This is a genomic window from Brevibacillus halotolerans, from assembly GCF_026891775.1.
GTDB lineage: Bacteria > Bacillota > Bacilli > Brevibacillales > Brevibacillaceae > Brevibacillus_B > Brevibacillus_B halotolerans.
Map to the genome: position 1 here is coordinate 258,120 of NZ_JAPTNK010000004.1, position 19,925 is coordinate 278,044.

Sequence of the window (19,925 nt, forward strand, 5' to 3'; positions counted from 1 at the left end):
TTTTATTTCCAAAAAATAAAATAAGCCTTATGCTTCTAAAAAATGTGGGGAGAGCCAAATTCAAGGCTTTCCCCACGCTTTCTTTCTACATCATGTACTCCATTTTCCAGCTACGCCTTCTGACTATACTCGGTTACGCATGCGATAAATTCTTCGCCATATTTTTCCCACTTAGCTTCCCCCACACCCTTGATCGTGAGCATGGTAGCTTTATCAGTGGGAACGATTTCACTCATTTCCCGCAAGGTACTATCATGAAAAATAACATAAGGCGGCAATCCCTCTCGCTCGGCGATCGTTTTGCGCAACTGACGTAAGATATCAAACAATTGACTATCCTCCTGTCGCTTGATCGGCTTCGCGCGTTGCTTATGCCAGACCTGCTCTTCTCCTTTTAATACTCGCACCGCTCTTTCCCCAAGCATAACCACCGGATATTGGCTTTCTGTTAAGCTCATATAACCTTCCGCAATCAGCCACTGAATCATCTCTACAATCTCTTTTTCCGTGTAGTCTTTCATAATGCCGTATGTAGGCAGTGCCGAAAAACCGAATTGCAGTACCTTTTTATTAGAAGAGCCCCTCAGAACCTGTGCGACCATAACCGCTCCAAAACGTTCCTTCATTCGTTTCACACATGAAAAAATCTTCTGAGCCTCCACCGTGATATCTATTAACTCTGCGTCATCTGTACAATTTCCGCAGGTACCACACTCTTTGGCATGGGGATCACCAAAATACTCCAGGATGTATTCCTGCAAGCAACGTGAGGTTCGGCAATAGTCACTCATTGCATATAATTTTTTGTAATCCTGCTCTTTTCTTTCATCCGTTTGTTCATTTTGTTCAATAAAATATTTCTGCGTTTGGATATCCTGTGCCTGAAACAGCAGGATGCATTCACTACGTTCTCCATCACGTCCTGCACGACCAGCCTCCTGATAATAGGCCTCCAGATTTTTCGGCATATTGTAATGAATGACGTATCTGACATTGGACTTATCAATCCCCATTCCAAATGCATTCGTTGCAATCATGACATTTACGTCATCAAATAGAAAAGCATCCTGATTGCTGATACGCTCATCCTCGGATAGGCCTGCGTGATACTTACCTACACGATGCCCCTTTTGGCGTAAAAATTCATAGAGACTTTCTACTTCTTTGCGAGTAGAAGCATATATGATACCAGCCTGTCCATGATTTGCTGTCACGTAGTCAGAAACAAATGAGCGTCTATCCTCGCCTCTCCGTACAGCCAGCATTAAATTGTCCCGGCCAAACCCGGTAACGAATACTTGACCTTCTTGCAGTGCAAGGAGTCGGCAAATGTCCTCTTTTACCTCAGGGGTAGCCGTTGCGGTCAGAGCCACCACGATAGGCCGCGTACGTAATGACTGTACAAGGCTCGCAACCGCTAGATAGCTGGGGCGAAAATCATGCCCCCACTGCGAGACACAATGCGCTTCATCCACGGCTAATAACGAAATCGGCATCTCCTGAATCATTTCCCGAAACTGTTCGGATTCAAGTCGCTCTGGAGCAATATAAACCAATTTGTACCTGCCCCCTCTAGCATCACTCATTCTTTCCTGCACCTCATGATAGGAAAGAGAGCTATTAATCTGAGTAGCAGGTACACCCATACTAACTAAGGCATCTACCTGATCCTTCATTAAAGAGATTAAGGGAGAGATTACGAGTGTAATTCCATCGAACAGTAAGGCGGGAATTTGATAACAGATGGATTTCCCCCCGCCTGTAGGCATGATTCCTAGCGTGTCGTGTCCGCTCAAAATACTTTCAATAATCTGCTGCTGTCCTTGTCGAAAGGCCGGATAGCCGTAATATCTTTGCAGAAGCTCCTCTGCCTGATGTAAATGTAGCATTATCATCACCACTTTTTTTGGCAGCTCCCGTTCATTTGCCACCATGTTTTTTTCTATTGTATCAAAACAAGATAGACAAAATCTTATCATGAGTCTGTTTCAAACATATAGTTTACGGGTAAAGAGGTAAGTGACGTGTAGCCGCTCACTCACTATCTAGCTATGATACGATTAACCGAGTACATATTCCGTCTTTACGAAAAGGAGAATTAGGTAATGAGCATTCTCGTCGTGGATGACAATCCGATTAATCTCACCATAATTGAAAAGATATTAAACAGTGAAGGATATACAGATATTAAGCTCCTGCATTCAGCCAACGAGCTTTTTGACTATCTGCAAATAGATGCGCCACATAAAATCCATCGCAGTGTGGATCTCATATTGCTTGATCTCATGATGCCGGAAATAGACGGCATTGAAGCCTGTCGCCGCATTCAGCAAAATGACGAATTAAAGCATATCCCGATTATTTTTGTTACAGCTATGGGCGACTCGTTTAAAATGGCAGAGGCTCTTCATGTAGGTGCAAATGATTATGTAATGAAGCCGATTAATAAAATTGAATTAATGGCGCGTATTCGAGTTGCTTTGCGTTTAAAGCACGAAAGCGACTGGCATCGAGAACGTGATAAGGTCATCCAAAGTGAGCTTCAGCTTGCTAAACAAGTACAACGAAGCGTGTTAAGCCATCCAATCCATAATGAACGGATTCAGATTAGCGCTGCCTATCTGCCTACCTTTGAACTAGCTGGAGATATGTATTCCTGGATACCTATTGATGAAAAGCGCTATGGCGTGATCCTATTAGATATGATGGGCCATGGAATTGCGGCTTCTCTGGTTTGTATGTATATTTCATCTGTTCTACGTGATACCATTACGAAAATTACTGACCCAGAACAAGTCATTCAGGAGTTAAACAGATACATGTATCAGTTAAACAGTACAGAGCGCTTCCTTCAATACTATTTCACCGCCATTTACCTAGTCATTGATACCGAAAAAAGGACTGTAGAATACGTCAATGCTGGACATCCAAAGGGGATCATGATCGTAGACGATGTAACGGTTCATTATTTGGATAAAGGAAGTTGTGCCGTCGGTTTCTTCGCAGAAATTGAGGTACAAAAAACGGTTATTGCGTACGAGAAGAGCATGCAAATGGTGTTATACACGGACGGTCTATTAGAAATGCTGGAAAATACCGTAGATGATGGGACAGAAATCATGAAGACAGCGCTTTTCAATCACCCTCTAACTCCTGAACAACTGGTAGAAAATATTTTACCTCCTGAAGCTAGGGAGCATCAGCATGATGATATGTGCCTGCTAATGATTCGTGCTAACGAATAAACCTCCCTGTAAGCATTTTTAAAAAATATTTTTTCTGATAAGCGTGACTTTTCTTGTTTATTGTCGTCATTATATATTGGGAACATTTTACAAAGATTCACTACGAGGAGGTCATTATGAGAAAAGCAAAGAAGCTTCATACAGCGCTAGCTACTTTTATTGCCGTTAGCATGCTATCCGTTACACCCGTATGGGCAGCGGACACATCGGCAAGCACGACACCAGCCCCTGTCAAACAGGAACAGGCTAACTTACCTACAGCTATCAAACAATCGCTTGACAAGGTACTTACAGCAATCCCTGAGCTAAAAGCATTTACTGTGGTATCTCATAGACCTGATAGCGATAATAAGACACAGACCGGAAAGTATCAGGTCTATCTCCTTAAACGTTCCGATAAAGGCGCTGATAAAGCCTCTAAAGATAAAATAGAACCAGAAGCCTTCCTTTCCTTTGATCAAAAATCTGGTCGATTGCTAGAGCTTTCTATTAATCATTCTGAATGGACATCAGATACTCCGCCATCTGAAAAGCTAGCTAAGGAAAAAGCCACTGCATTTCTCAAAACCGTATTAGGTGATGAGCTGGATAAATTAAAGGTAAGTGAGCGCATCGGCGTCTCACAAAGTGGGATGACAACGGAAGACGGAAAGAGAATGGATTGGAAGTATAGAAGTGTAGCATTTGAACGCTTGTACAACGGAATTCCTCTGCTTTCAAGCGGCGTCCATGTATCTGTGGACAAATCGGGTAACATTACCGCTTATTACTTAGGGGATTCAGATATGGTCTATGACGATAAAAAATTCCCCGATCCAAAAGAAGTGTTGAGTAAAGAAAAGGCAGAAGAAGCACTTCAAAAGCTGACGGAAATGAATGTATTCTATATCAGCAACTATTCTAATAACCAAGCCAAAACCAACTCAAAACCTGTGATTGCTTACGCTCCCGCCCAAGTCAAAATACTCGATGCCAAGACAGGTAAGCCTGTGGATACATGGGATTCAACTAAACCCTTGACCCCTAAAAAAGTATCCATCTCCGCTAAAGGGGAAGCCTTGAAGGTAACATCTAAAGCTGAGGCAGAAAAGCTTTTGTCATCGCCTGCATTTGGCCTTGATCTGAGCAAGCTAAAATACGACGAGCGTGAGGAAAAAGACTCTTATACAGGTAACACCTACGTAGAATATTCCTGGAGTTCTCATACCGATGATAATAAGAATATCTATATAAACCTGAGCGCAAATAAGGCAACAGGAGAAGTTATCAGAATGAACTCACATGATAGCTCCCAACTAGGGAAAAAAGGGACCCTATCACCTGCGGATGCCGAGAAAGCAGCCCTGCCATTTATAGAGAAGTATGCTGATTCGAAGGTAAAAGAGCTTTCTCTTGATTCCCTTTTCTCAAACGATCAGGATACAAAGCAAATTCCTGAATGGGTGGACAAGAGTAAGCTGAAGAAGAATGAGAAACATCCCCAATATTATCTTACCTTCAGCCAGCTACACCAAAACATCCCTGTAGCTGACAAAGCATACTCGGTTCAGGTAGATGCTCTTACAGGAAAAATAATTGGTTTCCATTTTGACCTCCAAACAGAAGCTGCCCTGCCTGACAGCAAAAAAATCATTACTGCTGAACAAGCGAAAAAAGCCTTTGTCGCATCTCATCCAGTGAAGCTGAGCTACCTATGGCCACAATACGAGGATCAAATGGCACCTGCTCCTTTGTTAGTTTATATCCTAAGTCAGCCGTCAGATTCCTACTTCATTGATGCGCTGACAGGTGAGCCTCTACAATAATTCCATCGGATCATACCTCCTGATTCCTTCAATAAAAAGCGAACCTTCCCGTAATCCAGAAGGTTCGCTTTCCTTTATGTTTCTACCTGCACTTTTGATATATCCGCACTCCTTCAATCTCCTGATAATGGCCCATATCCTTTACATAAGAGAGCGATTCCTTACTCCCTAAGCCGAAGAAACCATTGGTAGATAAGCTCTCATCAAACAATTGGAAGACACGACTCTGTAGGTCTGTATTAAAGTAAATCAGGACATTCCGACAAATCACTACATGGAACTCGTTAAAAGAACCATCTGTTACTAAATTGTGTTGGGCAAAGGTTACGTTTTTTAAGATGGATTGGTTTAAGATTGCAAATTCAGAGTCAGTCGAATAATATTCACTGAAGGCTTTTTTGCCACCGGCTTGTATATAATTCCTTGTAAAATTCTGCATCTTCTTTAAGGAAAAGGTCCCCTTTTCGGCCCGTTTCAACACTTCTTCGTTCATATCTGTCGCATAAATTTTAGTCTTATGGCTCAGATTCTCTTCTTCAATTAGAATAGCCATGGAATATGCTTCTTCTCCTGTTGAACAGCCTGCGTGCCAAATTCTAATTTCAGGAAGCTGGTGAAGAAAAGGTATTACCTTTTTACGAAAAACGTAGAAAAAGCTAGGATCACGAAACATTTCCGTTACATTAATGGAGAAATCATGTAGCAATTTATCCACAAATTTAGCATCATGAAGTACCTTCTCTAAAAGAGCGGTAACTGTAGGAATCCTGTCTTGTATCATACGATTCCATATGCGCCTTCTTATTGAAGATCTAACATAATCACGATAATCAAAGCCATACATCCGATAAATTCCTTCTAAAAGAAGATCGATTTCAATGCTTTCTCGTTCATCCATCTGGTATTCATTTGCCTCAGTCAAAGAAGTCATCGATCTGTCCTCCATCTATTTATTACACCTACTTCACCAACCAGACACGCATAACTGAAAGCAGTTGACTCGTCTTTAATGGCTTACTGATGTAATCGGATGCTCCAGCCCTCAGGCATTTTTCTCGGTCATATTTCATAGCTTTTGCGGTCAAGGCAATGATTGGTACATTTTTCATATCAGCTTTTTGGCGAATAGCCTGTATTGCTTCATATCCATCCATCTCTGGCATCATAATATCCATGAGTATGATATCCATGTACTGAACATTATCTAGTATTTCAAGACACTCTCTCCCGTTACTGGCGGCGATCACCTTAAATCCTTCTCGTTCAAGAGTGGTGGTGAGCGCAAAAACATTTCGATTGTCATCGTCCACAACCAAGACACGCTTACCCTTAAACAAGCTTGGTACCTGCTGTGTAAACTTTTGTGCTTGTGAAGAAATTATTTGATCTTGATCTTGCTCTACCATTACTTGCCCCTGCTCCAAGGAAGTCTGTAAGTCCTCTGTTTCAAAAACAGGAGGCTGTGAGCTATCTGCGTGAACCCCTTCCATATGAGCTACTGCCGTTTCTGTGTGAACGGAAAACAGCTCCTGTGTCATCCCTTCCTGCATATTTGGAATATATAGCGTAAAGGTACTACCGCAACCCTCTTCACTGTCTAAGGTAATGCAACCACCTAATAAACGTGCAAATTCTCGGCAGATGGATAACCCTAGACCTGTCCCCCCATACTTTCTGCTCGTTGCACCATCTGCTTGATGGAAGGCTTCAAAGATGTGTTCTCTCTTGTCCTCGGCTATGCCAATACCAGTATCCGTGACGGAAATCTCCAAATAGTAATCCGTATACTTCTCCTCTGGCATTATCTTATTGACCTGCAAAGGGTCTGCCCTTCTAATTTGTAGAGTCACGGAGCCCTTTTCTGTAAATTTGAAGGCGTTGGAAAGTAAATTCCGTAAGATTTGATGCAGTCGTTGTTCATCGGTGTACATAATATCGGGCGCATCAGCATGTACTTCAATATGGAACGGAAGATTCTTCTGAGCCGCAATGTGTGAAAAGTGACTTTCCATAAATATCGGCAATTCACTGATATTTACCTCTTCAAAGACAACCTCCAGCTTGCCTGCTTCCACTTTGGAAAGATCTAAAATATCATTAATCAGGTTAAGTAAATCTGAACCAGAGGAATTGATAACACGTGCATATTCTTGCTCTTCCGCGGTAAGCGTCTCATTAAGATTCTCCGAGAGCATTTCTGAGAGGATTAAAATACTATTTAGTGGAGTACGTAGTTCATGTGACATATTAGCTAGAAATTCAGATTTGTATTGAGAGCTTTTCAATAGTGCTGTTGTCTGTTCCTCTAGCTCTATCTTTGTTTGCTCCAGCTCTCGGGCCTTCTCTTCTGCATATTGCTTCTGCTCCTCTAGCCTTTCGTTAATGCTAGTAAGCTCCTCTGTCTGCATCTGCAATTCCTCGGATTGTGTCTGTAGCTCTTCTGATTGAGCCTGCAATTCCTCTGTCATTGCTTGCGATTCTCGTAGAAGGCGATCTACCTCTAAGCGATCGAAAATTCGATTAACAGTAGTCCCCAAGTGACTTGTGACATTTTCCATTAGTTGCATATGTAATTCGGAAAACGAACCTAAGGTAGCCATCTCGATCACAGCAACCGTTTCGTTCTCAAAGGTAACTGGAACAATCAAAATTTGTTTCGGATAAGCTTCCCCTAAAGCAGACTTAATGGTAATGTACTGCTCAGGCATTTCTTTTAAGGTGAGTATTCTCTTTTCTTGCGCGCATTGCCCCACTACGCCTTCACCGAAACGAAAGCTGGCAGCTCCCACATCTTCCCCATTTGATGCAAATGAAGCAATCTTTTTAAATTCCTTGGCGTCCCCTTTTCCAAATGCTAGATAAAAAGCACCGTAGGAGGCTTCTATTATCCAAGCGATTTTTGAAATAAATTCTCGCCCTAGAGATTCAAAATCCTGCATCCCCTGCGTTAAATTAGCCATATAAGCTTGTTGGGTCTTTACCCAGCTTTGCTCTGTTATCTTTTTATTAAATTCCTTTACCTTAGTCGTATGTTCCTCTAGGGAGGCCGCCATCTCGTTGAAAGATTCACAAATGTTCCCTATTTCATCTCTCGTTACAACAGATAATCGCGGTACATTTTCAGCTTGTTTAAAATCAATTCCGGAGATTGTACTGGAGATATGACTAAGACTACGCGAGGTACTGCGTATAGCCCAGCTTGCAATTCCGATTCCTAATGCCAAACAAAGTACGACACTCAAAATGATGATGAGCAACATGCTATGGTAAGTTCTCACAGATTCGTCAGCAGCTTGATCCATTAGTTCCTGCTGGCGATTTTTAAATTCTTCCGTTAACTCCATAACATTTTTGCGAGTCTCTTCTTTTCCACCCACATACATGCCTCTAGCCATTTCCTTATTTCCTGCCTTAACATACGCTACAATCTGCTTTTGATAGGTGAGATAATCTGTATAGTGAACTTTAATTTGCGCTAATAATTGCTGTCCAGACTCCGAATTCATTTTAATGCCGATCACTGTCAATAAGGAATTAGTATCTAGTATTTTCTGATTCATTTGTTCGATTTTTTGATTGATGAGCAAAATATTATTCTCTGTAATGATATAGCTAAGCTCTTGGTCTATATGAAAAAATTTGTTCTGCAAATCGCTCACTAGCTTGATTTTCACAGAACGTTCGTTCGCAATTTCTTCCACGTTATTATTAATACTATTCATCGTAAAGATAACCAAGGAAGCTAAAATCAGTAATAAGAATAAAATCAAGCTGTAGCCAAGCAATTGTTTTCGGCGAAAAGTCATATCTCTCCCATCCTTAGACAAAATATAAAACAGAAAATACAGAGTTCTTTTCTATTTACCCTAATAAAACTATCTTGAATCAGAATTTTTCCTCCCTGTTTACTTTCAAAAAAAAGGGCCCAATCCCTGCATACTCCCATACACTTCAGAAGGTTATTCAGCTCAAGAAAAGGAAGGGAACCATGAGCAAAGCAATTGTTTTTCCTCATGTGAACTGGGGGGACTTTCCCCTTTTAGAAAATGCTGAAGATGCTGTCAAAACACAAATGTATGGTAGCGTATTAACCTGCTTTCGTGCTGTCCTTACGAAAAAATAGATAAAAACTGCAAGCTGTTGACCTGATCAGATAAAATATCAGCTCTCCATCTCTTAGCTAGCCCTGCTTGCGCATATAATAGGCCTAACTGGGCTATTATTTGTTCCTTCTCGATGGAGCTATGGTTCAGCCTTTCGAATAAAGTCGTAGCTTCGTGGTATTTCCTGCATTGAATAGCAAGAACTCCAGCAATCTGAAGAAGTCGCGAAGATAAATGAGTTTCCATTAGAAACATTTGGAGGAATTGAAGCTGGATAGAATGAGGGGCTCGAAGCAACGCGATTGCAAACGAATCATTTACTTCCTCTGTCCATCCTAAGGGGGAACAAGAACGATGCAGGTCTAACCATTTTTCCCAAGCCCCTATCGCTAGCAATGCTCGACTACAGGATTGGTATACAGGTCGCGACAAAGCCATGATTTGGCCTGGCTTCCATCCAAATAAAGCTTGATATTCTTTTTGCCGTTGAGCTAACCGTAAGACGATTTCATAAGCCTGCGCGTATTCATTCATTTGCAGGAAAATCGCCCATAGTAAAAGATCCGCCTCAAGCTGTTTATCCGCCTGCATATGGGTATGAAAGCATTGCTGTGCTTCCCTGACGCTTAGTAAAGCAAGCTCCTCCTTTCCAAGCTGTGCGAGGAAAATTCCTTTCCAAAGCGGATTATGGGTATAAGCATCCGGCAATAGCAACTGATATTGTGTGAACCACTGCGGCTGATTTAATTCCATCAAATATTGCACGATACTGCTTTGGACCTGAGGCGACAATTTCCCCTTATATAACTGGAATTGCTCCACTAATTCTTGAATTTGATTAAAAGCTCCTCGTATACGGATTAATCTCTGCCAAGCTGCATGGAATTGTGGCTGGAAGGTCAAGGCTTCCTCATAGCAACGACATGATTTTTCATAAGAAAGCAGTCTTTCATAAAGCAATCCCCTTATATAAAAGCTCCGGTAGGTCCCCGCCCCTGAACACGATGTATATTTATGAGATACATCTCCCAGAAGGACGGCTTTCTGTAATAACGCAAGAGCTGAATCTAGCTCATTTTCTTCAATATGAAGAATGGCCCGCAGTTCGATCAGATCAACAAAATCTGGATAATGGCGCAACGCTTCCTCTATCATGTTTTGCGCCTCTTTCGTATTGCCCATCTCTTTATAGGAAAACGCTAGCTTTAGCAATACATCCGACATATAACCAACCCGAAGAGGAACAGCAGAAAGTAGTGCTTCAAATAATACCCGCGCTTTCTGGTATTCTTCCTGCTGAAAATATTCTGTGCCTAGAGCGTAAATCAACACAGGGTCATCCGGCTTTTCTAGCAGTGCCTTTTGGATAAGAGAAATGTTCCGGGTAGCTTTATTTTTTTGAGCGATAACATGGTCTAAACAGCCATAGTGCTTAACCATCATAGGCGAAAATCTCACACCTTCTGGTTCCACTTCCAGAATACACGTGGCAATCTCTTCATGAATCATTCCTCGAAAGCGCAGGCGTTCATCGTTTCGAAAAAAGCGACAAACCGAATTAGTGATAAATTCTTCTCCTGTAGCGCCCACATAGCTTTGCAATTGGACATAATAGCCAAACGCTTCTGCCTCGTCCATCATCTCTATCAATTGCTCGGCTGGTGGCACGACCCATTCCTCATCCGCATCTAGTACCAGAATCCACGGCTTGGTCGCATATTCCAACGATAAATTCCTAGCCTCAGAGAAATCTCCCCTCCAAGGTATCGAGATAACCTGCGCTCCATAGCTCCTGGCAATTTCTACGCTTCGATCCTGTGAACCTGTATCAACGATGATCATTTCTGAGACAGTATCGACTGCTGAAGATAAACAGCGTTCAAGGTGCTCCTCCTCATCACAAACAATCATGCACAGGGATATTTGTAATTGGTTCATCTATACGCCCCTCCTTTTTAACCATAAGCGACATTATGATTTTTCTTAGGTTAGACCATTTGCTTGGGGTAATTTGAGGTGGGCTTTTTGAATACAAGGTCTTGCCTGAATAGGACTTGTTAGCATCAAATCTCCCAATAGCGGTTAAAAAAATGAAAAAGGCACATGACCCCCCAGAAATAAGGGACTCCATGTACCTATATGTTGAAATCTTTTGCTACGTTCCTTGCCCATTAAAAAAGACATCAATCGCTGTGGAATTACCTTGTACGCTGGAACGATACGAGAGTCTTGTATATGTAAGGAAGCGCTTCGTCGGTTCATTACGTTAGATTTTGTAGCAATTGATTCAATTCCTTTGTAGTTACATCACGCCATTCACCTTTTTTGATGCCATCCAAATGAATATTCATAATGCGTATCCGTTGTAAACGCTGAACCTTATAGCCAAATACCTGACACATTCGGCGGATTTGCCTATTTAATCCTTGGGTCAGAATGATTCGAAATGATCGTTCATTCATGCGTTGTACCTGACAAGGCTTGGTTGTAGTCCCAAGAATACGTACCCCGCTAGCCATACCTTTTAGAAAAGAATCTGTAATCGGTTTATCCACCGTCACAATATATTCTTTATCATGGTTGTTTTCCGCCCGCAGAATTTTGTTGACGATATCCCCATCATTCGTTAATAGGATTAATCCCTCTGAGTCTTTATCTAGTCGTCCAATTGGAAAAATCCGTTCTGGATGATTGACGAAATCAATGATGTTTCCCTTTATATGCCTCTCTGTTGTACAAGTAATCCCAACAGGCTTATTTAGAGCAATATAAATAGCTTCTTTTTTGATCCCCAGCGCTTTTCCGTCAATTTTTACATCGTCTTCACTAGTAGCTTGACTCCCTAGCTCTGCTATCACTCCATTAATCGTGACTCGCCCAGCCTCGATGAGCTTGTCTGCTTCTCGGCGGGAACAATAGCCTGTTTCACTAATAAATTTATTAATCCTCATGTTATGTATCCTTCTTCCATAGCAGATATTTCAGCCTAGGAATCTCTAGCTCAAAGTGATCTCAGGCATCATTTATTATACATGATTTATGATCTGCCTGACTCTGTCGTTTTTTCTTTCGATAAAAACCATCCACCTAGTGCGATTCCTACTAGAACTACATAGAAGGTAATTTTCCAAGCTTTCATTGTTGCGAAGCTCTCTGGTAAAAAAGCCACATGGGGATGAGAGAAGGTGTACACCAGCAATTTGATTCCAACCCAGCCCACAATCAAAAAAGCCGCGGTTTCTAATCCAGGCCGTCGTTTTAACAACGCCACAAAATAATTGGCTGCAAACCTCATTATAATTAACCCGATAAATCCCCCTGTAAAAATCACTAGGAATTGCCCGCCATCTAGTCCTCCAATCTTAGGTAGATTCGTTGAAGGAAGGGAAACAGCAAGTGCCACAGCAGCTAGGATGGAGTCTACTGCAAAAGCAAGATCAGCCAGCTCTACCTTTGCTACAGTCCCCCAGAAACTACCGGCTCCTTTTTTCCTATCAGTGTGTTCTTTTTCTTGGGGCTTCCTGTATTTTTTGCGAAAAATGTGGTTGATGGAGATGAATAGTAAATAAATAGCACCAAGTGCCTGAACCTGCCACACATCAACCAAGAAGGAAATGATAAACAATGAAGCAAAGCGAAAGATAAAAGCCCCAGCTAGGCCATAAAACAAGGCCTTTTTACGCTGTTTCTCAGGTAAATCCTTGACCATAATGGCTAATACTAACGCATTATCAGCCGCTAGAATTCCTTCCAAAGCCACTAATATGAGTAGCACCCATCCATATTCCATCAGCAATGACCCATTCATCAAAGCTAGCCTCCTCCTGATCGACAAAGATGCATCTAAAATAATAGCTCGGCTTATTATGCTCTTAGTTGCCAAAGATCAAACCAGTTGGATAAAGAGGCATACCTTATACAGAAAAAAGGAACCAGCCCGGTACGCAAAAAATGTACCTGAATTAGTTCCTTTTCCTTTTAGATCATTTAGATGGATTAGCTGGTTGGTTTGCCCTTATGAACCATGAAATAATAGCACAAAAGTGCCCCGACATCTGCTGCTGCTATTACAATGGCCATTGGAACCGCCGTTCCGCTTCCACCAATACCTACTAGGGGAGCAAGGAGCGCACCAAAGATTAATGACAAGACACCTAGCAAAGCAGAGGCACTGCCTGCCGCTTTCCCCTGACTTTGCATTGCGAGAGAAAACCCTGCCGTACTTACAATCCCCACACACGATACGATTATAAATAAAGGTGGTAAAATAGCATATAATCCGGCACCTAGCAAAATCACAATCAGTAGACTAACGCCACCAATCGCCGCTAAAATCAACCCGCTGATCATCAGCTTACTCTCGCTAATTTTACCAGCCAGCTTCCCGGTAATTTGGCTAGCAAGAATAATTCCCAAACCATTGATAGCGAAAAACACACTAAACATTTGCGCTGACACACCAAACATATTTTGCAATACGAACGGTGATCCAGATATATAAGCAAACATGGCAGCGATCACCAAGCCTTGTGACAAAGCAAAGCCCATGAACATTTTATCTACGAATAGATTTTTAAATGTAACCAAGGTGTTCTTGAATCCACCCGTGGAACGACGCTCGACAGGCAATGACTCGGGTAAACCAAATAGAACAACCAATAGCATAATAATACCAATTGCACCTAATACTACAAAAACACCTTCCCACGGTGTAAAGAGTAAGAGCTGACTTCCAAAGATGGGAGCCGCAATAGGAGCAACTCCATTAACCAGCATTAAAAGGGCAAAAAATTTAGTTAATTCTGGGCCTACATAAATATCCCTTACCATCGCACGTGAAATAACAATTCCGGCTGAACCGGCAGCCCCTTGAATAAATCGGAGAGCCACTAAAGCCCATATAGAAGTTGAAAATACGCACAAAATAGAAGCGACTGCATAAATAGCCAGACCAATCAGCAGCGGTTTACGTCGACCTTGAATATCGCTTAACGGTCCAGCAAACAACTGCCCTAGGGACAAACCTAATAAACAAGCTGTCAAACTAAGCTGTACAGCCGAAGTAGTTGTTTGAAAATCGGTAGCCATTGCCGGCAAGGCAGGCAGATACATATCCAGCGAAAGCGGTCCAAACGCAGATAATGCGCCTAACACAATCGCTAACCATAAACGTTTTGATTTAGCAGCAGCTTCCGTAGCCGCTGACTGTGAAGAAGAATTCATACGATGTTACTTTCCTTTCTTAAAACCGAATAGGTAAGATTACAATTGTAACGATTATAGTTACATCAATAAACATCTGTCAAGCTTTTAAATGGAAAGCCCTGATTGCATCTAGCCTCTCTCTATACAAACCTGCTCGCCTGACCCCTGTAATAAGATCGTAGAAAACACATTATCAAAGCATACGTAACAGCAACTAGCCTATACGGATAATATGTCCCAATATGGCTTTTGTTGTATCGGTAATAACAGTAAATATCCGGTCAAACTCAAGCGCAGTGGATCTACATAAACTAAGCAATTTCAATCATGTTATCTTTGCCCACATCTAAAAAAGTTCCCCCAGAACAGCTTCAGAAACTCCCATCCGCCAACATTTCATCCATCACAACCATCATCCATACCTTGTTTACCACAATCCTATCCCATGTAATATACTTTGTAAATTTTATGTTTACTATATGCCGTTTTGGCTTTTGGCTTCTTGCTTTATCCATATAAAAAGCTGTTCAGCAATATGACTGAACAGCTTTTTTACTCTCTGTCTTATTTTGTTCTCGTTCTTTTTTTAGAGAAAGCTGATCGTCCTTGACCGGCTGAGCGGCTTGACTTGGCTTTTGATTTGGTTGGAGCAGTCCCTCCAGATCGTTTTGCCCCTGACTTTATCTCCTGACGTGTACCTGATCTTGAGCTTGGCTTGTTTTGTGTCTTTGCCCCTTGCTTTACTCCCGTCTTTTGTCCCGGTCTCGTCTGATTATGCTTTGCCTGACCTGATCGTGCTGACGACTTAGACCCCGCTTTCGATCCTGTAGCTTTCGCTCGATTACCGTCTCCTGCTTTTGACTGACGTCTATTTTCTGATTGTCCTACCTTTTTGTCCGCCGTATGTCTTGCCGTTTCTTCATTAGAACTCGCTTGAGAAAAGGAATTGCCATAGGCTTCTTTTGTTAGGGACTGCCCAATTCCCTTTTCAATCATATCTAAATACATCCGGTCTTTAGGAGCAACAAACGTGATCGCTACCCCTGTACCACCGGCTCTCCCGGTTCTGCCAATTCGATGTATATAGCTCTCTACATCATGAGGGATGTCATAATTAAACACATGTGTGACCCCTTCAACATCCAAACCACGTGCGGCGACATCGGTAGCCACCAAAAATTGTAGGCTGGCTTCCCGGAAGCGTTTCATGACTTGTTCGCGTTTGGCTTGTGATAAATCACCATGAAGCTCGTCACTAGCATAACCAAATCCTTGCAAGGCTTCATTTAAAGTAGCAGCTCTCCGTTTGGTTCGACAGAAGATCACCGCTAAAAAAGGACGGCACTCATCAATAGCCTGACGCAAGGCCGCTTGTTTGGCCCGGTCGGTCGTCTCAATTACCCGCTGCTCGATGTTAGCTACCGTAATTCCTTCACTCTTCGCCTTAATTGTGACAGGCTGGCGCATAAAGCCTTTTGCCAGACTTTGGATTTGCTTTGGCATCGTTGCTGAGAATAATAGTGTCTGTCTGGTTGGCGATGTGGCTTGAATAATCTCTTCTACCTCAGGTAAAAAGCCCAGATGCAACATCTGATCGGCTTCATCAAGAACTAGCTGAGACACCTGAGCAAGCTGTATCGTACCCCGGCGCATATGATCCAGCAATCGACCCGGAGTAGCAATCACGATCTGCCGGCTGCCTCTTAATTTCTTCATTTGCCGCTCTACATCCTGTCCACCATAGATAGCTAGAACCTGTACGCCAGGCTGCGTAAAAATAAGCTTGTTTACCTCGGCGGTAATTTGTAGGGCTAATTCACGTGTCGGTGTCACAATTAGAGCTTGTACATCTGGATTTTCAGGATTAATCATCTGTAAAATAGGCAAAACAAAGGCTAATGTCTTACCCGTTCCCGTCTGTGCCTGTGCAATTACATCCACCCCGGTTAATACTGCAGGAATTCCTTTCTCCTGAATCTCTGTGGGTGAGTATAATCCATTCTGTTGCAGTGCTTTTTCTATTGAAGCCTGTATTCCTAATGACTGAAATTTTGGCAAAACCGCCACCTCTTCCCGTTACCAATAACAACACCTGTGGCTATCACTTTTTGCAGACAGCCATTCCAATAAAATAACGAACCTGATCACGCGGCTTCTCAAACGTTAATCCACGCTGGTAATAAATTTCTACCTCAGAAAAGCGAACAAATAGTTGCTCAAATTCCTCAGGAGTTAGCTGGTGAACATGAAACGGTTCACTAGTGGGCATCCCTCTTCCTCTACCAAATGGACTAGAAAGTACTAATGTACCCCCAGGCTTTAGCATATGATAGATATTTTCCATAAATAGCTGATCATCTGCCACATGCTCAATGGTTTCAAAGCTAAGAATCGTATCAAACATACCTAATTTTTCGGGAAGCTTAGGATCGAGTGCATCATGCTGTAAGTATGTAACCTTTTGATGATTGTACTCACGATTTGCATAAAATAGAGTCTCTTGATCTACATCTACACCAATCAGCTCGGTCACCTCCCGCTTGCGTTCCTTCACAACCATGTGACACCCATAGCCAGTACCACAGGCGATATCTAGAACTCTCCCCCGACAATACGGAGTTGAGAAATAATACCTCGCTAGATGCTCCAATAGCATTCCATTCATCGGCTTGAGCAATTTAGGAATAATACGTTCCCCTGTCCACTCTAACAAAATCCAATCACCTTCTATATTTGCTTCTTTTTCCTTCTTCATTATACAGATGCCTTACCAATAAAAAAAACTGCCGCTTGGATTATTATCATCACAAACGACAGATCTAATCGGTAAGTCATCTATCTCAACCTGTATTGCTTTATCTAGAAATGCTTATTATGTTCATTGATAAACCATACAATACTGTTCTACCTGACTCTTTGGCAAAGGAATTACTTCAATTGTAGTAAATTGATATCGCTCATATATAGCAATGTTATGAGGGTTTTGAGTTTCTAACGTACATACGATGTTTCGTTGCTTACATTCCTCTAAAAGAGGCTTCATAATTTTACTCACATACCCTTGACCCCGAAACTCTGGCTGCACCACAAGCATATCCAAATGCATATATACTCGTCCCTCAAACACAGACAACCAAGCAGAGCTCATACAGCGTAGAATAGCCAATCCTCGGCAAAATCCCCTAAACCCAATATACTTACTAGCTTTCAGCGACTTTACGATTGTACGACAGATATCCCACATGTATCTGTATGCAGGCAATGCTTCTGCCTTTTCCGATCTGAATACTAATGCAACAGCTTCCAATCTATCGGAGGTCGCATATAAATCGGAGTAATCATACAGCATGGTAACATAGTTTGTAAAAAAGATCTGTAGAACATTCAGTCTAGTAGAACGGTCAGGCAGGATATGCTGATACAGTGGGTCTTCCATAAATCCTTCAGCCAATACATTCGCTGCTCGGCCAATCTCGTTACGGTTTAACTTAACTATGTGCGCGCTACAAATAGTTCCACCCCATTGAATAGTTTGCAAGCTAAGCTATCCATTTACTGCTAGCTTATCCTTCCATGGTACAGCTTGGGCTGGAACGCCGTCAAATCGAGCAGGTAGAGTGACGCCGGAACATTGTATGATCATTGTGTTCCTGCATGAATGCTGGTAGACGCATTCTTTTCAAAGGTATACGCAAGTACAGGTTCTCTGATGATTCGACCATTTATCATTGGGAAGGCATACTCTAATTTTACTGGGTTTTGTTCTATATATTTACGTATTAGTCGAAACCTATTAGCAAATGTTACAAAAATTTTTTCTATTTCATTTTTGAGCGATAAATCACCAAAATCCTTTCTTTCCTAAAAACATCCAAAAACTTAATTGTACTTTTTTTCACTTATCAAAAATGCCAAAAATGACATCAAATTGATACAATTCGTGGCGAATTTGTGATTTTTTTAACATCCAATGTGTAATAGCCCCATCTCTACCACAATCAGGTGCTTGCCATTTAGGCAAGAAAGCATAAAATGAAGGTTGGGCAGTAAGCGCTTTTACTTTTTCGAGGTAGATGGGAACATATTAAAATTATTTTTTATATGCTCATAAGCAGATTGTCTAACATTTTGCCAAAATTGTTAGAGCTTCAAATGAGGTATTTGCACAAAACTGTTTCTATAAAAAAACCGTATTGAATTAACTTAAAAATGATTCTATACTGTTATTTTTAACATTTGTGCAATATCCCAATATGGTTATTGCATGAGGCTTCTTGTTTTCAATCATCACTGATTTCACACCCTAGGAGGTCAACCATGATTCATTGCATACTTAACAACAAACCACAACTAATTCTACATGGCGTATGCCTCACCTGTAGTAATCCTTCCTTACGTTTAAGGCGTTCAATTTAACATACCGTATAAATGAAGTCTATTCATATCGCTAGGAACCCTATTTTTATATGTGGTTTCGTATTAAAAGTAATCTCATAGAACACTGGTAAACGACTTTCACCTAGGGGCAGAAATCTCCCGTCTTCCTTCGACTAATACACATCTCAGAGAAAGGGGTCACTTATGAGACACAAAGGGTCGTTTCTTTTCATGTTTTTTTGTCTTGCTCTTTTATTATCCGGTTGTGAGCCATTAATGGTACTTGATCCAAAAGGACCTGTTGCCAAAATACAATCGGACACCATTATTTTTTCTATGTGGGTTATGGCTGGTGTATTATTTGTAGTTTATGTTTTGTTTGTTTACATGCTAGTGAAATATCGCGCTACCAAAGCGAACGAGGGCTATGTACCTCCTCACGAGGAAGGTAGTAAGCTATTAGAAATTGCATGGACAGCCATTCCAATTGTCATTGTAGTGATTTTATCAGTTATTACTGTCAAAACACTGGATCAAGTGGAAAACAAGCCAGCCGGCTATGACGATCAGAAGCCAATGATCATTTATGCTTCGTCTTCTAACTGGAAATGGCATTTTAGTTATCCTGAGGAAAACATTGAGACGGTTAACTACCTGAACATCCCGACAAACCGTCCGATCGAATTCCGTCTGTATTCGTATGGACCAATCACGAGCTTCTGGATTCCACAGCTTGGTGGTCAAAAATATGCGATGTCCGACATGGTTACCAAATTGCATTTTGCCGCTGATCATCCGGGTTCGTTCATGGGTAAAAACTCTAACTTCTCCGGTAGAGGCTTTGCACAAATGGAATTTGAAGTTCTAGCAATGTCACCTGCTGATTATTCAAAATGGGTGGATGAAGTAAAGAAAACGGCTCCTGAATTGACAGAGCCTGAATTTGATAGCGTGCTTGACATGGAGCATGTAGGAAGAAAAACGTATTCTTCCACACACTTATCATTTAGACCAGCGCCTGAGGGTGCCCATGGTGGTCATAATCATGGAGGCGGAACAACAACTGAATCGGAGCCACACTCTACTTCTGAGCACTCTGGGCATTCTGATTCTTCTTCCGAACACTCGGAGCATTCCGAAATGAATCACGACCAGCATAAGAAATAACTAGCTCAGAAAGGAGTCAAATC

At 41.7% G+C, this 19,925-nt stretch carries 14 protein-coding genes and 1 pseudogene; 4 read left to right on the forward strand and 11 right to left on the reverse strand.

Annotated elements, in window-relative coordinates; translation table 11 throughout:
* Window positions 1–110 precede the first annotated feature (110 nt).
* On the reverse strand, window positions 111–1,889 hold the full coding sequence (gene recQ / locus O0550_RS08255; RefSeq protein ID WP_258426010.1) for a DNA helicase RecQ: 1,779 nt from the start codon (window positions 1,887–1,889) through the stop codon (window positions 111–113).
* A 216-nt stretch (window positions 1,890–2,105) separates the two neighbouring features.
* Between recQ and O0550_RS08260 the strand changes: the two genes are divergently transcribed.
* Together O0550_RS08260 and O0550_RS08265 are read left to right on the forward strand one after the other, a co-directional pair.
* Window positions 2,106–3,245: a PP2C family protein-serine/threonine phosphatase gene (locus tag O0550_RS08260; protein WP_258426011.1), complete on the forward strand. Its 1,140-nt coding sequence runs from the start codon at window positions 2,106–2,108 to the stop codon at window positions 3,243–3,245.
* 116 nt (window positions 3,246–3,361) lie between these two features.
* Window positions 3,362–5,050 (forward strand): DUF4901 domain-containing protein, encoded by a 1,689-nt coding sequence (locus tag O0550_RS08265; RefSeq protein ID WP_258426012.1) that lies wholly within the window; start codon window positions 3,362–3,364, stop codon window positions 5,048–5,050.
* An 82-nt stretch (window positions 5,051–5,132) separates the two neighbouring features.
* On the opposite strand, the gene O0550_RS08270 is transcribed toward O0550_RS08265, so the two are convergent.
* Both O0550_RS08270 and O0550_RS08275 read right to left on the reverse strand, forming a co-directional pair.
* Window positions 5,133–5,981: a CheR family methyltransferase gene (locus O0550_RS08270; RefSeq protein WP_096886385.1), complete on the reverse strand. Its 849-nt coding sequence runs from the start codon at window positions 5,979–5,981 to the stop codon at window positions 5,133–5,135.
* A 28-nt stretch (window positions 5,982–6,009) separates the two neighbouring features.
* Entirely contained in the window at window positions 6,010–8,856 is a 2,847-nt protein-coding gene (locus O0550_RS08275) for a sensor histidine kinase (protein WP_258426013.1), read from the reverse strand.
* Window positions 8,857–9,038: 182 nt separating this feature from the next.
* Here O0550_RS08275 and O0550_RS08280 point away from each other — a divergent pair, with 182 nt between their 5' ends.
* Window positions 9,039–9,173: a hypothetical protein gene (locus tag O0550_RS08280; protein WP_258426014.1), complete on the forward strand. Its 135-nt coding sequence runs from the start codon at window positions 9,039–9,041 to the stop codon at window positions 9,171–9,173.
* Here O0550_RS08280 and O0550_RS08285 read toward each other — a convergent pair.
* The 8 genes and pseudogenes from O0550_RS08285 to O0550_RS08320 form a co-directional block, all read right to left on the reverse strand.
* Window positions 9,160–11,091, reverse strand: coding sequence for a tetratricopeptide repeat-containing glycosyltransferase family 2 protein (locus tag O0550_RS08285; protein WP_258426015.1), 1,932 nt, complete (start codon window positions 11,089–11,091; stop codon window positions 9,160–9,162). The genes O0550_RS08280 and O0550_RS08285 overlap by 14 nt on opposite strands.
* Before the next feature lie 217 nt (window positions 11,092–11,308).
* Window positions 11,309–11,392 (reverse strand): annotated as a pseudogene (locus tag O0550_RS08290) (DUF6385 domain-containing protein); the annotation flags it as partial.
* Between the two features lie 22 nt (window positions 11,393–11,414).
* Window positions 11,415–12,104, reverse strand: coding sequence for a 23S rRNA pseudouridine(2604) synthase RluF (gene rluF / locus O0550_RS08295; protein WP_003342855.1), 690 nt, complete (start codon window positions 12,102–12,104; stop codon window positions 11,415–11,417).
* Between the two features lie 86 nt (window positions 12,105–12,190).
* Window positions 12,191–12,961, reverse strand: coding sequence for a TerC family protein (locus O0550_RS08300; RefSeq protein ID WP_003342856.1), 771 nt, complete (start codon window positions 12,959–12,961; stop codon window positions 12,191–12,193).
* Window positions 12,962–13,149: 188 nt separating this feature from the next.
* The gene (locus O0550_RS08305) at window positions 13,150–14,376 is read right to left on the reverse strand and encodes a multidrug effflux MFS transporter (protein ID WP_121473129.1); all 1,227 of its coding nucleotides are present in this window, start codon (window positions 14,374–14,376) and stop codon (window positions 13,150–13,152) included.
* A gap of 546 nt (window positions 14,377–14,922) precedes the next feature.
* The gene (locus O0550_RS08310) at window positions 14,923–16,416 is read right to left on the reverse strand and encodes a DEAD/DEAH box helicase (RefSeq protein ID WP_258426016.1); all 1,494 of its coding nucleotides are present in this window, start codon (window positions 16,414–16,416) and stop codon (window positions 14,923–14,925) included.
* Between the two features lie 43 nt (window positions 16,417–16,459).
* Window positions 16,460–17,113, reverse strand: a complete 654-nt coding sequence (locus tag O0550_RS08315) for a class I SAM-dependent methyltransferase (protein ID WP_022586072.1) — start codon at window positions 17,111–17,113, stop codon at window positions 16,460–16,462.
* A 123-nt stretch (window positions 17,114–17,236) separates the two neighbouring features.
* On the reverse strand, window positions 17,237–17,896 hold the full coding sequence (locus O0550_RS08320; protein ID WP_258426017.1) for a GNAT family N-acetyltransferase: 660 nt from the start codon (window positions 17,894–17,896) through the stop codon (window positions 17,237–17,239).
* 1,043 nt (window positions 17,897–18,939) lie between these two features.
* Here O0550_RS08320 and qoxA point away from each other — a divergent pair.
* A complete protein-coding gene (qoxA, locus tag O0550_RS08325) occupies window positions 18,940–19,902 on the forward strand; it encodes a cytochrome aa3 quinol oxidase subunit II (RefSeq protein ID WP_022586070.1) in 963 nt (320 codons plus the stop codon).
* Window positions 19,903–19,925: the final 23 nt, after the last annotated feature.

Excerpts from the sequence above, each read along its gene's own strand:
- O0550_RS08265 (WP_258426012.1), top strand. The coding sequence starts at position 3,362 with ATGAGAAAAGCAAAGAAGCTTCATACAGCGCTAGCTACTTTTATTGCC.
- O0550_RS08260 (WP_258426011.1), top strand. The coding sequence starts at position 2,106 with ATGAGCATTCTCGTCGTGGATGACAATCCGATTAATCTCACCATAATT.
- O0550_RS08275 (WP_258426013.1), bottom strand. The coding sequence starts at position 8,856 with ATGACTTTTCGCCGAAAACAATTGCTTGGCTACAGCTTGATTTTATTC.
- rluF (WP_003342855.1), bottom strand. The coding sequence starts at position 12,104 with ATGAGGATTAATAAATTTATTAGTGAAACAGGCTATTGTTCCCGCCGA.
- O0550_RS08270 (WP_096886385.1), bottom strand. The coding sequence starts at position 5,981 with ATGACTTCTTTGACTGAGGCAAATGAATACCAGATGGATGAACGAGAA.
- qoxA (WP_022586070.1), top strand. The coding sequence starts at position 18,940 with ATGAGACACAAAGGGTCGTTTCTTTTCATGTTTTTTTGTCTTGCTCTT.
- O0550_RS08300 (WP_003342856.1), bottom strand. The coding sequence starts at position 12,961 with ATGAATGGGTCATTGCTGATGGAATATGGATGGGTGCTACTCATATTA.
- recQ (WP_258426010.1), bottom strand. The coding sequence starts at position 1,889 with ATGCTACATTTACATCAGGCAGAGGAGCTTCTGCAAAGATATTACGGC.
- O0550_RS08305 (WP_121473129.1), bottom strand. The coding sequence starts at position 14,376 with ATGAATTCTTCTTCACAGTCAGCGGCTACGGAAGCTGCTGCTAAATCA.
- O0550_RS08280 (WP_258426014.1), top strand. The coding sequence starts at position 9,039 with ATGAGCAAAGCAATTGTTTTTCCTCATGTGAACTGGGGGGACTTTCCC.
- O0550_RS08315 (WP_022586072.1), bottom strand. The coding sequence starts at position 17,113 with ATGAAGAAGGAAAAAGAAGCAAATATAGAAGGTGATTGGATTTTGTTA.
- O0550_RS08285 (WP_258426015.1), bottom strand. The coding sequence starts at position 11,091 with ATGAACCAATTACAAATATCCCTGTGCATGATTGTTTGTGATGAGGAG.